The following is a 13507-nucleotide window of genomic DNA, read 5'->3' as shown; positions in this document are numbered from 1 at the left end:
TGGTGGGTGGCGTCAGTACAAGCCCGTTCCGGCACCGATTGCCCGCTGCGCCTCCGGCGAGACCAATCCTGCCTCCGGCCCCGGCTCTACCGGCGGCGAATAGGAATCCGGCGGAGCGGTGCCGGGCTTGAACGCCTCGACGATCACGCCTCCGGCATCGCCCGGACCCGCGCGCGTGCCGCTGCCCGCATTGATGCGCACGAGTTTGATGCCGGCCGGGACACGGAACGGCGTCGAAGGCTTGTCTTTCAGCGCCATCTTCATGAAATCGCGGAACACGGGCGCCGCATAATGCGCGGCCTGCGCCGTGGCACCCAGCGAACGCGGCTTGTCGTAGCCGAGGAAGACCCCGACCGCGAGATCCGGCGAGAAGCCCACGAACCACACGTCCTTCGCGTCGTTCGTCGTTCCGGTCTTGCCCGCGAGAGGCTTGCCGACGGCCTTGATCGATTGACCCGTACCGCGCTGCACGACGCCTTCGAGGATCGAGGTGATCTGATAGGCGGTGAGCTGATCGAGCACCTCTTCCCGATTGTCCGCGAGTTTCGGCGGCCCGTTGCCGTCGAAGCGTGGGGCATCGCAACCGCCGCATTGACGGTCGTCATGACGATAGATCGTCTTGCCGCTGCGATCCTGAATCCGGTCGATCAGACTCGGCTTGATGCGGTGGCCACCATTCACGAACATGGAATAGGCCGCCGTCATGCGCATGACAGTCGTCTCGCCCGCACCGAGCGACATGGATAGAAGCGGCAGCATGTCGTCATAGACGCCGAAGCGGCGGGCATATTCGGCCACGACCGGCATGCCGACGTCCCGCGCCAAGCGCACGGTCATGATGTTCTTGGAATGCTCCACGCCGTAACGGAGCGTGTGCGCGCCACCGCCGCCATTCTCAAAGTTCGACGGCGACCACGCTTCCTGGCCCGGGCCCATATTGATCGTGAGCGGATCGTCGAGGATCAGGGTCGAGGGGGTATAGCCGTTGTCGAGAGCCGTCGCATAGACGAGCGGCTTGAAGGCAGAACCCGGCTGACGCAGGGCCTGCGTGGCGCGATTGAACTCGCTCTGATCGAACGAGAAGCCGCCGACCATCGCATGGACGCGGCCGGTATTGGGATCCATGGCGACGATGGCGCCGGAGATTTCCGGCACCTGACGCAGACGGAACTGGTCCGACTTGCCGTCCAGCGGATCCACATAAACCACGTCGCCGGAGGACAGAACCTTGTCGACCGTGCGTCGGGTCCACTTCACGCCGTCAGCTGACACGATGCCAAGTTCGCGCTCCTTGACCACCTGCCCCGACGAATCCTTCTTCGGCTGAAGGCCGATGCGGGCGCGCCCGCCGGACACGTCAAGCACGACACCCATGCGCCAGGGCTGCACGTCGGCAAGCGAGGTCACCTCGGCCAGAGCCAGGCCCCATTCGCGACCGGCAAGCTCGATCTTCTGCTGAGCTCCGCGCCAGCCGCGGGCTTCATCGTACCGGACGAGACCGTCGACCAGCGACTTGCGAGCCATGGCCTGCATGCGCGGGTCGAGCGTCGTGCGGATCGAAAGGCCGCCTTCATAGAGCTTCTGTTCGCCGTAACGCTCGGCGATCTCACGACGCACGCCTTCCGCGAAATAACCGGAAGCGATGCTGTTCGGGGAGATGACGCGCGGGGTGACGTTCAGCGGATCCTTTTTCGCGGTGTCAGCAACCTCACGGGAGATGTAGCCGTTCTCGACCATTCGGTCGATCACCCAGTTGCGACGCCCGATAGCGGCCTGCCGCTGACGGAACGGGTGATAATTGTTCGGTGCCTTCGGCAAGGCGGCCAGATAGGCCGCTTCCGAGATGGAAAGCTCGTGAACCGACTTGCCGAAATAGTTCAGCGAGGCGGCGGCAATGCCGTAATTGCCGAGGCCGAGATAAATCTCATTGAGGTAGAGCTCAAGAATCTTGTCCTTCGAGAAGGTCGATTCCATCCGCAGCGCGATCAGAGCTTCACGGATCTTGCGCTCGTAGCTGCGCTCGTTGGTGAGAAGGAAGTTCTTGGCCACCTGCTGGGTGATGGTCGAAGCGCCCTGCTCGCGCTTGCCGCCGGAGCCGACATTCGCGACGATGGCGCGAACGATACCCTCCGGGTCGATACCGGCATGTTTGTAGAAATTCTTGTCCTCCGCGGACAGGAAAGCGGAAACGACGAGCTTCGGCACGGCCTGGATCGGCAGATAGAGCCGGCGCTCGCGGGCATATTCGGCAATCAGACTTCCGTCCGTGGCGTGGACGCGGGTCATCACCGGCGGCTCGTAATTGGCGAGCTGCGCATGGTCCGGCAGATCCTTCGAGAAATGCCAGAAGCCATAGGCCAGAATAGCGGCTCCGATCAGGAAGAAAATCGCCCCGACGCTAAACAGGAAGCCGAAAAATCGTAGGACGATGCGCATCCGAGAAAAGGTCCGTTGTCGACGCCCGAAGGCGCTTGCTCGCACTGATCCGAGACATGATACCCCAAAACCGGGCAAGAGGCTTCTGTCAGCCCTGCCCTGTTATCCGAGGAATCGCGTGCCCGCTATGGGATATCCACACTGTATCTATGGTAAAACTGCGGCAGGACCCGGTTTCGCGAGCCGTGTTGCGAAAAAACGATCAATGGCCGTCGCCATCGCCGCCGTAGCCTTGCCGCGCCACTCGTCGGACACCAGGAGATCATAATCCTTCCGGCTCGACAGATAACCGAGTTCCAACAGAACCGAGGGCACGTCATGGGCTCGCAGAACCCAGAACCCCGCCTCGCGACGGGAATTCTTGTTCAGGCGGGCGACGGATTCGAGTTCGCCGACGAGATTCGTCGCAAATCCGTGCGAAAAAACCCGCGTTTCGCGCAAGGTGAGTTCCTGTAGGATGTCGGAAACGTCATCCGCCTCTTCCTTGGTATCGACGCCCGCAATGGAATCGGCCTTGTTTTCCCGGTCGGCAAGACGGGCTGAATCCGCGTCCGAGGCCCGTTCCGCGCGAGTATAGACCGTCAAGCCCCGAACATCCTGCTGGCCGCCCGAGATCGAATCCGCGTGGATCGAGATGAAGAGGTCAGCCTTGCGCTTCTGGGCGAATTTCACCCGCTCGCCCAAGGAAATGAAGACGTCGCTGTCCCGGGTCAGGACCACGCGATAGCGGCCACCCTCATCGAGGCGCTTTTTCAGAAGTTGGGCGAAGCCGAGAACCAGTTCCTTCTCGAAAGTGCCGGTCAATGACGCCGCGCCGGGGTCGATGCCGCCGTGGCCAGGATCGAGCACGATGAGGGGGCGATTGTCCTTGTTTGGAGTGGGCTCCGGCACGGACATAGGAGGTTTGGCTGCCGTCGCCGTCGCGCTGGCCGTTGCCACACGCTTGTACTCCTCGCGCTCGACCTTGGTCAGTTCGAGAGTGAGAAGGTAGGAACCGTCGTCCATTCGCGATGAAACGTTGACCGACGAGACGATTGCAGGCTGCGCCAGATCGATCACGACCCGAGACTGTCCGGGCGCGAAAAGGCCGTAGCGAAAGGAAGCGATGGCCCCTTCCTTCTTGCGGCCGGATTCGGCGGGCACGTGGAAGGTGACCTCAGGCAGATCGACGATGACACGGTCCGGCCGCTCCATGACGAAGGCTTTTGCGGTCACTGGCTTGGACAAAACCACCTTGAAACGGGTCCGGGACGCCTCGCTCTCCACATTGATCGCGGCGGCGATGGCCGGCCCTCGATCCGATTCCGTCGCCGCGGGCGGGGCCTTGCCGTCATTCGGTGCGGCCACGACCTGTCCCGCTCCCGCCATGAACGCCAGGAGCAGGAATGCGCGGCCCAACCATGAAAAAGACAGATCGTGCATCCTGATCGCCAGCTTCTCCGGGAGCCCCTCCTACCCCATAGTCCGGGTTTGGTTAATGAAGCTCCCGCCTATAAAACGCCGTTGATCGGGGCATGTTGCAACTAGGTCACATCGTCCCAGCATCTTGCCAAATGCCCCAATCGATCTGTAATGATCTGGATCCCGTCCGGCATGGCCGAATCTGACGGCGCGCCCGAGGAGACGATTGTGTTGATCGATCCTACCGGCCGTTTGTCACGCCCAATAGGCACACGGACAGGCTCATATGGCGTAATTCCGCCGTTTTTCGCCGATGGCCAGCCCCGCTGGCGCATCGTTTTCGAAAGGGCCGTCGTTGAATGGTTGCGCAAGCGAAGTCAGTCCTGACTGTCGTGGATGCACTTTTCGATGCGCGCGATTTGTCTCGCGCCAGCCCATGCTTGATCCGTTTCGACCTGACACGTTTCGGCATGGCTTCGGCCCGGTTTAACCCAGAATGCGCCCCAACGCGGCGCACGATGGCGACCGTTCGCAATCCCCACGCATTTCCAGCCCGCCGATTCGTTTTCCGGCGCGGCCGCCCGCTTTCAGCGCGGCTTTCGCTCAAGGTCTTGCCACCGGTCGCCATGTCGAGAGTCCAACATGGCAAACAAGATGCTTATCGATACCTCCCACCCGGAAGAGACCCGGGTTGTGGTGGTGCGTGGTCAAAAGGTCGAAGAATTCGACTTCGAATCAGCTAACCGGAAGCAGTTGCGAGGTAACATCTACCTCGCGAAGGTCACCCGCGTAGAACCGTCGCTTCAGGCGGCCTTCGTCGAATATGGCGGCAACCGTCACGGCTTCCTCGCTTTCAGCGAGATCCACCCCGATTACTACCAGATCCCCGTCGCCGACCGTCAGGCGCTCCTCGAAGCCGAGGCAGAGGCTCAAGCCGAGGAAGAGCAGGAGGAGGAGCGCCGCAACCGCCGCCGTCGCCGCTCCGCCCCCAAGAAGGCCGAGACCGACGAGACCGTCAGCGCAGCTTTGCCCGAAGGCGAGACCGTCGAAGGCGAAGCCGCCGAGGATGAGGTTTCCGGCAATGTGACGGAAATGGTCGAGGCCTCGGAAGAAGTCGTCCTTCTCGAAGGCGGCAGCGCCGCCGAGGTGCACCACACCCAATCCGAGGGCGAAGCCGAGAGCGGCGATGAGGATCACGACGACGAAGACGACGACGTGGAGCCTCACCACGTCATCGAGCAGCTCGGCGGCGACGATGCGCTCGAAGACATGCCGCAGCGCACCCGCGTGCCGCGCAAGCAGTACAAGATCCAGGAAGTGATCAAGCGCCGGCAGGTTCTGCTGGTTCAGGTCGTAAAGGAAGAGCGCGGCAACAAGGGCGCGGCTCTCACCACCTATCTCTCGCTTGCTGGGCGTTATTCGGTTCTCATGCCGAACACGGGTCGTGGCGGCGGTATTTCGCGCAAGATCACCAACGCGGCCGACCGCAAGCGCTTGAAGGAGATCGCCCAGGATCTCGAGGTGCCGGACGGAATGGGCATCATCCTGCGCACGGCGGGCGCCTCGCGCACCAAGCCGGAAATCAAGCGCGACTACGAATACCTGATGCGCCTGTGGGAAAGTGTGCGGGAACTCACCCTCACCTCCTCCGCGCCGTCGCTGGTCTATGAGGAGGGCTCGCTCATCAAGCGCGCCATCCGCGACCTCTACAACAAAGATATCGACGACATCCTCGTCTCGGGAGACGAAGGCTATCGCGAGGCCAAGGACTTCATGCGCATGCTCATGCCGAGCCATGCGAAGATCGTTCAGCCCTACCGCGAACCGCAGCCGCTCTTCGCAAAGCACGGCGTCGAGGCGCAGCTCGATGCCATGTTCTCGAACACGGTCACGTTGAAATCGGGCGGATATCTCGTCATCAACCCGACGGAAGCGCTCGTCTCCATCGACGTGAACTCAGGGAGATCGACCCGCGAGCACAATATCGAGGACACGGCTCTTCGCACCAATCTCGAAGCTGCCGAGGAAATCTCCCGGCAGCTGCGTCTGCGTGATCTCGCGGGCCTCGTCGTCATCGACTTCATCGACATGGAAGAGAAGCGCAACAATCGCGCTGTCGAGAAGAAGCTGAACGAGTGCCTGAAGAACGACCGCGCCCGCATTCAGGTCGGACGCATTTCGCCCTTCGGCCTTCTGGAAATGTCACGCCAGCGCATCCGCACGGGCGTGCTCGAATCCTCCTCGGTGCCCTGCCCGCATTGCGCCGGCACCGGCTTCGTTCGCGCGACCCCGTCGGTCGCTCTGAACGTGCTGCGCTCCATCGAGGAAACGCTGATCAAGAACGCAGGCTACAACCTCGTCGTCCGTGCACGGTCGGAGGCAGCCTTCTACATGCTGAACCAGAAGCGCATTCACCTGCGCGAACTGGAAACGCGCTTCGGCGTCTCCATCACCGTCCTCGCAGATGACAGCCTGATGGGCACGACCACGTTCGCGGTCGATCGCGGCGAGCCGGCCCTGCGCCTTGAACACAAGGCAGCGGCAACCGGCGTCCAGATCGACACGATCATCCCCGTCGATGAACCGGCTGAGGTCGAGGAGCCGACGTTCGAAGAGGCAGAGGACGAAGCAGAAGGCGTGGAAGGCGCGCCGGAAGGTGAGCGTGGCGAAGAAGAGGATGGCCAAGGCCGTCGTCGCCGCCGCCGTCGTCGCCGTCGCGGACGTGACCGTGACGGTGCTCCCAGCGAAGCACGAGCCGACGAAGGCGCTGAATCCGAGGAAGGTGAAGAGGAAGACGCCGCTCAAAGCGAAGAGGTCGCGGAAGCCGCCGAGGCCGAGGGTGGCGAGCAGGGCGAAGAGCGAGGCGGCCGTCGCCGCCGTCGTGGACGCCGTGGCGGACGTGGCCGCAATCGCGAGGAAGGCGCGGAGCAGGTCTCCGAGCGTCCGGCTGGCGAGCAGGAAGCGGCCTTCGCGGCAGAGGTCCCGGTAGAGGCTCCAGTCCGCCGAGAGCGTGAGCCGCGCGTCGCGAGAGAACCCATCGCAAGAGAAACCTTCCTGCCTCAGACAGCACAGCCTGTCGAAGAGAAGGTAATCGAAGCGCCCCCGGCGCCGGTCGAGCCCGAGCCCGAACCCGTCGCCGTCGTTCTGACTCCGGAAGATCCGGACCGTCCGAAGCGGGCCGGCTGGTGGTCCAAGGCGAAGTCGGTCCTCAGCGGATCGTAATCAGACACTAATTCAGAATCAGGAATGGCCGGGCTCGTCCCGGCCATTTTTCTTTACTGCGCCTTGATCAACTCTGAGGCCTTATTATAGTAACAATACTTCGTAACAGAGAGGCGCCGATGGCCTTTGCCTCTGGAAATATGAACTTCACCATTGCCGCCACAAGCGGCGACTTGGTTCGGCAGGCGGATGGCTCTTATCTGACGGTCTGGACCGACGGCACGAGTGTCTTCGGGCAGGCCTTCAATGCCGACGGCTCGCATCGAGGTGGTCAGATTGTGATCGCGACGGGTGAGACACCCCGAGTAGATGTCAGCGCCACCCTCCTCTCCAACGGCGACACCGTCGTGACATGGGTGGAAAGCGGCTCTGTGATGGCTCAGCGGCTAGGGGATGGTCGGCAATTGATCGGCCTTGCGGCGGATCTTGGCTTTGCGCAGGGCAGGCCTCATCCCGATCCCCAAGTTTACGATCTTGGTGAAGGAAATTACAAAGTCCTCTACCATAGTCTACGCGAAGGAAGTGATCCGGGCGCCCCTGAACAGGTCGTCGCAGCAGCAACAGTCACCGAAAACGTAATCGCCATTGATTATCAGGCGGCCCAAGACAGCGGCCGACATGCTTTCGCAGCTCTGACGACAGGGGCCTTTCTCATTCTTTATAACAACGGGACTTCGATAAGGATCGAGGACCGTACGAGCTCGAACCCAGTTGATAAGTTTGTTGTCCGGTCCGGCCCGGATGCTCCGGTCAATCAAGCGGTGGCAGCCCTGGCCGGCGGCAAATTCGTAATCGCCTGGCAAGACAACACGACGGTCGGCGGCGACTCTGTGATCAAGGCGCAGGTGTTCGATTCGAACCGGGATCCGGTCGGAGAGGCCGTGAGCTTCGCGACCCCGCCCGGGGCCGTTCGATCCCTGAGCATCACCGAGTTGGCGAACGGAGGTTTCGCCCTCCTTGTCCAGGTCGCCAATGTATCGGATTACGACGTTTACGTTGCTGCCTGCTCAGCAGATGGAACGGTCATAATCCCACCATTGCTAGTCGGCTCGAATGCAGCCGGCGATCAGATGAATCCCGAGGTCGTCGCCCTCACCGACGGCTCGTTCGTCATAAGCTGGCTGAATGCACCGAACTCCACACTCATGACCGAGGTGTTTAGTGGAACACCTGAAGGCACGAACACGCCTCCAACGAACATTCACCTCACAACCGGCGGCACCGTCGCGTCCGTGGAGGAAAACAAGACGGGTGGGTTCGTGGTCGCGACCGTGTCGGCTGATGATGACGGTGGCGCGGCGGGTCTCCGTTACTCCCTGACCGACGACACCTTCGAGATCGATGCCGTCACGGGTCAGGTCAAGGTCAAAGCCGGGGTTGTGCTCGATTATGAGCGCGCGAACAACCACACTCTATCCGTGAAGGTGAAGGATCAGAACGGCACAGGCCTTTCTGCCAATCAGGCGATCACCATCAAGGTGACCGACCTTCTGGAGAGCCAGCAGGGTACGAGCAAGAAGGATACGCTGAAGGGTAGCATCGGAGCCGACAAGTTGAACGGCCTATCAGGCAACGACGTGCTCACCGGCGGTGCTGGCGCCGACATTTTCGTGTTCAACACGGCGCTCGGAAAAGGCACGACGTCCCGCAACCAGAACAAGAAGATAAACTTCGATACGATCACCGACTTCACGCGGGGCGAGGACAAGATCTGGCTCGGCAAGAACATCTTCAAGAAGCTCGGCAAAACAGGTTCCGAGGCGTCGCCTGCTCCCTTGAACAAGAAGTTCTTCAAGACCGGAAAAGCGACCGACTCCAACGACTACATCATCTATAAGAAAGGCATCGTCTACTACGACGCCGATGGTGCGGGCTCCCGCTACAAGCCGGTCGAGATCATCAAGATCGCCAACAAAGAGAAACTGAGCGCCAGCGATTTCTTCGTAGTGTGAGCGCAAGCAAGCTCGTAAGGCTGTTTTAAATCGTATTTTTTCAAGGCCGGCCGGGCTTCCCGGTCGGCTTTTTCATTTCATTTCACCGAATGCAAGACCGTACGAAATATCGCTGCGATATCAATGATTTGAATGACTGTATCGTTTCGTTTAAGACTGTTGGTCCCAAATAAATAAGGGACGCCCATGCCCGCCTCCGATCTCGACCTCGCAACCCCAATCGGCGAAGAAATCTATCTGACCGTCAATGACGAGACGCTGGTCGGTGGGGGCGGCAACGACACGTTCATTGCTTCCCAGGCGCATCTGGACCGCAATGACGAACTCTCCGGAGGCGCGGGCGACGATACGCTCCAGCTCATGTCGGGCGGGCAGTTCTCCATTCACCAGATCAAGCGGCTCCAGAGCATCGAGACGATCCGAGGATCGTCGGAGGACGACATCATCTACCTTGCGTCCGGGCAGATCGCGGATGTGGTCAGCATCGATGGTGGCGGCGGGAACGACCAGATCGCCATCTACGGCCCAACGGTCAATCTCGTGGGCAAGTCCATCACGGGCTTCCAGTCGATCTATGTGAGCAATGCGCTCGTGACCGTGGACGACAAGGCCATGGCCCTCGCCGTTACGGCAGGTGACACAGCCAACGACAGGCTCGTTTTCACCGGCGGAACACTCTCCTGGGAGGAAAGACGTCTAATCCACCGCAACGGTCTGGAAACTGTGGAGGCAAAGAACGCCGCCGGGGACATTACGGTGTCCTCCAGCCTTCTCGATGTCGGCGCTCTGGACGGCGACCGGGCCTCCTTCACGGGCGAGGCCGTTGCACTCGATGCAGGCCGCAACGCGACTGTGGAGACAGGCCTCGGCCTGTGGCTCTTGGCGGTCAACGTGCGCGAGGGCGGGCCGCAAAACGGTCGCTTCGGCATCGACATCTCGGAGGGCAGCGGCATCTCCCTGTCCAAGGGCCTTGAGGACGGCAGCGAGGTCAGCGTGGACGGCGTCCGGCTCGGAAAGATTCGCACGAACGAGCAAAACCAGTGGCTGGAGTTCAAGCTCGATGCCGACACCGCCTCGGCTGCACGGGTGCAGAAGCTCGTGCGCACCCTCACCTATTCGAACAAGACCGACACGATCACCGCGCCGATCGAAATCGACTTCTATTTCACCAACGAACTGGCCTACGAATCCTACGTCACAGTAACGCTGGTGGACCCGTCCTTTCCCATCAACCACGCGCCGGAACGGATCGACCTCTCGGGCGGCGGCGTAGACGAGATGGCGAAGAAAGACACCCTGGTCGGGACCCTGAGCGCGCAAGATCCCGACACAGGAGACACCTTCACCTACACGCTTCTCGACGACGCCAATGGCCGCTTCGCCCTGCAGGGCGAAAAGGGTGAAAAGCTCGTGGTCGCCAACAGTGCCTTGCTCGACTATGAGCAGGCCACATCGCATTCCGTCCGTGTGAAAGTCACGGATGCAGGCGGCCTGTCCCATGAGCAGAACCTCACCATCACCGTGCAGGATGTGTTCGAGCGTCCCGTGCCGGAGCCCGAGCAGCCGCGCGAAGGCGAAATCATCGAAGGGACGTCGAAGAAAGATCGCCTGATCGGCACCGACGGGCACGATACGCTTTGGGGCGGCAACGGCGACGACAGACTCTGGGGCGGGCTGGGAGAAGACGTGCTCCACGGCGGGCGCGGCAAGGACACGCTGACCGGCTCCGCGGGCAAGGACGTGTTCGTGTTCGATACCTCGCTGGCGAGATCCGGCACCGGTATCGACACCATCACCGATTTTACGGTGAAGCAGGACAAGATCCATCTCGACAACGCCATCTTCAAAGCGCTCGGCAAAAAGGGCTCGCCGGAGAGCCCCATCGCTTTGTCGAAGAAGGCGTTCTGGAAAGGCACCGAAGCGCATGATGCTTGGGATCGCATCATCTACGACGCGAAGACGGGCAGCCTCTATTACGACCCCGATGGCATCGGCGCGCAAAGCGCCATCAAGTTCGCGGTTTTGCGCAACAAGCCTGCGAAGCTAAGCGAAAAGGACTTCCTGATTTTCTGAAGTCCTACTTCAGCCAGCCCTTGAGCCTGTTCACCGTCTCGCGGCAATCGTTCTGCGAGCCTGCGAAGGACAGGCGCATGTAATGCGCGCCTTCGGTTGCGTCGAAGTCGAGGCCGGGCGTGGCGGCGACGCCGGTTTCCTCCAGCATGCGTTTGCAGAAGGCGATGGAGTCGTTCGTGTAGCGGGCGACATCGGCATAGATGTAGAACGCGCCGTCCACCGGGTGCATATCGGTAATTCCGATACGCGGCAGTTCCTCCAGAAGAAGCGCCCGATTGCGGGCGTATCCCGCCTTGATCTCCTCCAACTCCTCCACCGCGTCAAAGGCGGCGAGCGCGGCGACCTGCGAGAGATAGGGCGGCGAGATGTAGAGGTTCTGCGCCAGCCGCTCGATGGGGCGCACGAGCCGGTCCGGCACCACGATCCAGCCGATGCGCCAACCGGTCATGCAGTAATATTTGGAGAACGAGTTGATGACGACGGCATCATCGTCCGAGGCGAGAGCCGTCGCGGCGGGTTCGCCGTAGGTCAGGCCGTGATAGATCTCGTCGGAGACGAACCACAGACCGAGACGGCGGCAGGTCTCGCCCAAGGCGGCCAGCGCGGCGCGGCCGATCATGGTGCCGGAGGGGTTGGCCGGGCTCATGGCGAGAATGCCGTGGAAGGGCTTTTCCGCATAAGCCTTCTCGATGGCACTCGCCGTCATGATCCAACCATCGGCCTTGGCGAGCGGAATGACGACCGGTTCGAGATCCAGCGCCTCGAGAATATTGCGGTAAGCCGGATATCCGGGCGCGGTGATCGCGACCCGCTGGCCTGCGTCGAAGAGGCTCAGGAACGCGAGCACGAACCCCGCCGAGGACCCCGTCGTCACCACGACGCGCTCCGGCGCGATGGTAACGCCGTAGGTCTCCCGGTAGTGACGCGCGATGCGCTCGCGCAAGGCGGCGATCCCCAGGGCCTCAGTGTAGCCGATCTTTCCCAGATCCAGCGCGGCCTTGGCCGCTTCGCGGACGATACGGGGCGCGGCGGCGGAGGGCTGGCCCACCTCCATATGGATGACGCTGCCCCCTCGCCTTTCTTTCGCCGCGGCGGCGCTTAATACATCCATCGCAAGGAAGGACGACACGCGCTCCATGCGGCGGGCGACTTGAGGAACCGGCGGATTGGCGATCGATTTTGTCATGACAGGGCTCGTATCCGTTCAGGCCGATCGCTTCAACACCCCCCAACGAAGGGTAGTGACTCAGCTTGATCCGTGCTCTTCCCTCCCCCTTGTGGGGAGGAGTATGAAAAGTCAGAGCGTTGCCTGTGATCCGATAAGCAGGAAGGCTGCCAGTGCCAGACGTATGAAAGTTTCACCCGGTCAGATTACCCCCACCCGTCGTCCCTCCCCGCAAGAGGGAGGGAAAGCCTGTGACTTATCCTCATCAAACTGAGTCACGGCCCAACGAAGCCGTGATTTGACGTTTGCCTTTGCAACCCTTTAACCCAGGTACCAGATAATTGATTGGGATGCGGATTCGGATGCTCCGCCCTGCGACCAAGGCCTGGTTTTGAAACAATTGGAAGACCTGCCGCCCCTCGACGCGGTTTTGTCACAAGGACGGACGATGCGCTTTTCTCTTCGCCACGTTTTCGGAATGGTCGCTGTTGCCGGAATGCTCGCCGTCGGCGCGCCGGCTTCCGCGCAGAACACCACGTTCAACGAGACGCAGCGCCAGGCCATCGGCGAAATCGTGCGGGATTACCTTCTCAAGAACCCGGAGCTTCTGCAGGAAGTCATCGCCGAGCTTGAAAAGCGCCAGGCGGATCAGCAGCGCGTAGCGCAATCCGCCGTGATGAAGGAATCCAAGCAGGCGATCCTGAGCGCGCCCCATTCTTTCGTGGTCGGCAACCCGACCGGCGATGTCACCCTGGTCGAGTTCTTCGACTACAATTGCGGCTATTGCAAACGCGCGCTCAGCGACCTTCAGACGCTTACGAAATCTGACCCGAAGCTCCGCATCGTCCTGAAGGACTTCCCGGTTCTCGGTCCTGAATCCGTGGAAGCGAGCCGCGTCGCCCTCGCGGCCAAGAACCAGCTCTCCGCCGACAAGCTCTTCGAGTACCACACCAAGCTCCTGGAAAGCCGTGGCCGCGTGAACGGCGATCGCGCCATCGCCGTCGCAAAGGAAATGGGTCTCGACGTTGCGCGCCTGCAAAAGGACATGAACGGCACCGATGTCAAAGCTGCGCTCGCGGAAAACGCGGATCTCGGCGACAAGCTCGGCCTGACCGGCACCCCGGCTTTCATCATCGGCGACGAGGTCATTTCAGGCGCCGTCGGCCTCGATCCCCTCAAGAAGGTCGTCGCCAGCGTCCGCCAGTGCGGCAAGGCGACCTGCTGAGAAACCCGCCTCCGTCATTCCGGGGCCGCGCAC

General features: G+C 61.5%; 7 protein-coding genes. 4 read left to right on the top strand and 3 right to left on the bottom strand.

Annotation, left to right across the window (positions count from 1 at the left end; all coding sequences use genetic code 11):
- Positions 1-12: 12 nt before the first annotated feature.
- Both AB4072_RS05130 and AB4072_RS05125 read right to left on the bottom strand, forming a co-directional pair.
- Positions 13-2436 (bottom strand): penicillin-binding protein 1A, encoded by a 2424-nt coding sequence (locus AB4072_RS05130; protein ID WP_441965948.1) that lies wholly within the window; start codon positions 2434-2436, stop codon positions 13-15.
- Positions 2437-2583: 147 nt separating this feature from the next.
- Positions 2584-3858 (bottom strand): N-acetylmuramoyl-L-alanine amidase, encoded by a 1275-nt coding sequence (locus AB4072_RS05125; RefSeq protein WP_441965946.1) that lies wholly within the window; start codon positions 3856-3858, stop codon positions 2584-2586.
- Between the two features lie 621 nt (positions 3859-4479).
- Here AB4072_RS05125 and AB4072_RS05120 point away from each other — a divergent pair.
- The 3 genes from AB4072_RS05120 to AB4072_RS05110 all read left to right on the top strand — a co-directional run bounded on the left by AB4072_RS05120 (position 4480) and on the right by AB4072_RS05110 (position 11084).
- The gene (locus tag AB4072_RS05120; protein WP_441965944.1) at positions 4480-7059 is read left to right on the top strand and encodes an Rne/Rng family ribonuclease; all 2580 of its coding nucleotides are present in this window, start codon (positions 4480-4482) and stop codon (positions 7057-7059) included.
- A gap of 119 nt (positions 7060-7178) precedes the next feature.
- A complete protein-coding gene (locus tag AB4072_RS05115; protein ID WP_441965942.1) occupies positions 7179-9011 on the top strand; it encodes a cadherin domain-containing protein in 1833 nt (610 codons plus the stop codon).
- 186 nt (positions 9012-9197) lie between these two features.
- Positions 9198-11084, top strand: coding sequence for a cadherin domain-containing protein (locus AB4072_RS05110; RefSeq protein ID WP_441965940.1), 1887 nt, complete (start codon positions 9198-9200; stop codon positions 11082-11084).
- Between the two features lie 4 nt (positions 11085-11088).
- Here the strand turns inward: AB4072_RS05110 and AB4072_RS05105 are convergent, their stop codons facing one another.
- Positions 11089-12270, bottom strand: a complete 1182-nt coding sequence (locus AB4072_RS05105) for a pyridoxal phosphate-dependent aminotransferase (protein WP_441965938.1) — start codon at positions 12268-12270, stop codon at positions 11089-11091.
- 427 nt (positions 12271-12697) lie between these two features.
- On the opposite strand from AB4072_RS05105, the gene AB4072_RS05100 reads away from it, so the two are divergent.
- Complete coding sequence (locus tag AB4072_RS05100; protein WP_441965936.1) at positions 12698-13474, top strand: DsbA family protein; 777 nt, start codon at positions 12698-12700, stop codon at positions 13472-13474.
- The last annotated feature ends 33 nt before the right edge of the window (positions 13475-13507 follow it).

The organism is Microvirga sp. 2MCAF38, assembly GCF_052115485.1.
In the GTDB taxonomy this organism is placed as follows: domain Bacteria; phylum Pseudomonadota; class Alphaproteobacteria; order Rhizobiales; family Beijerinckiaceae; genus Microvirga.
The sequence above is the reverse complement of the archived record's forward strand: the minus strand, read 5'-3'. Positions and strand labels throughout refer to the sequence as shown.

Bases quoted from the DNA above. Each gene is read 5' to 3' on its own strand.
- AB4072_RS05130 (WP_441965948.1), bottom strand. From the start codon at position 2,436: ATGCGCATCGTCCTACGATTTTTCGGCTTCCTGTTTAGCGTCGGGGCG.
- AB4072_RS05125 (WP_441965946.1), bottom strand. From the start codon at position 3,858: ATGCACGATCTGTCTTTTTCATGGTTGGGCCGCGCATTCCTGCTCCTG.
- AB4072_RS05120 (WP_441965944.1), top strand. From the start codon at position 4,480: ATGGCAAACAAGATGCTTATCGATACCTCCCACCCGGAAGAGACCCGG.
- AB4072_RS05115 (WP_441965942.1), top strand. From the start codon at position 7,179: ATGGCCTTTGCCTCTGGAAATATGAACTTCACCATTGCCGCCACAAGC.
- AB4072_RS05110 (WP_441965940.1), top strand. From the start codon at position 9,198: ATGCCCGCCTCCGATCTCGACCTCGCAACCCCAATCGGCGAAGAAATC.
- AB4072_RS05105 (WP_441965938.1), bottom strand. From the start codon at position 12,270: ATGACAAAATCGATCGCCAATCCGCCGGTTCCTCAAGTCGCCCGCCGC.
- AB4072_RS05100 (WP_441965936.1), top strand. From the start codon at position 12,698: ATGCGCTTTTCTCTTCGCCACGTTTTCGGAATGGTCGCTGTTGCCGGA.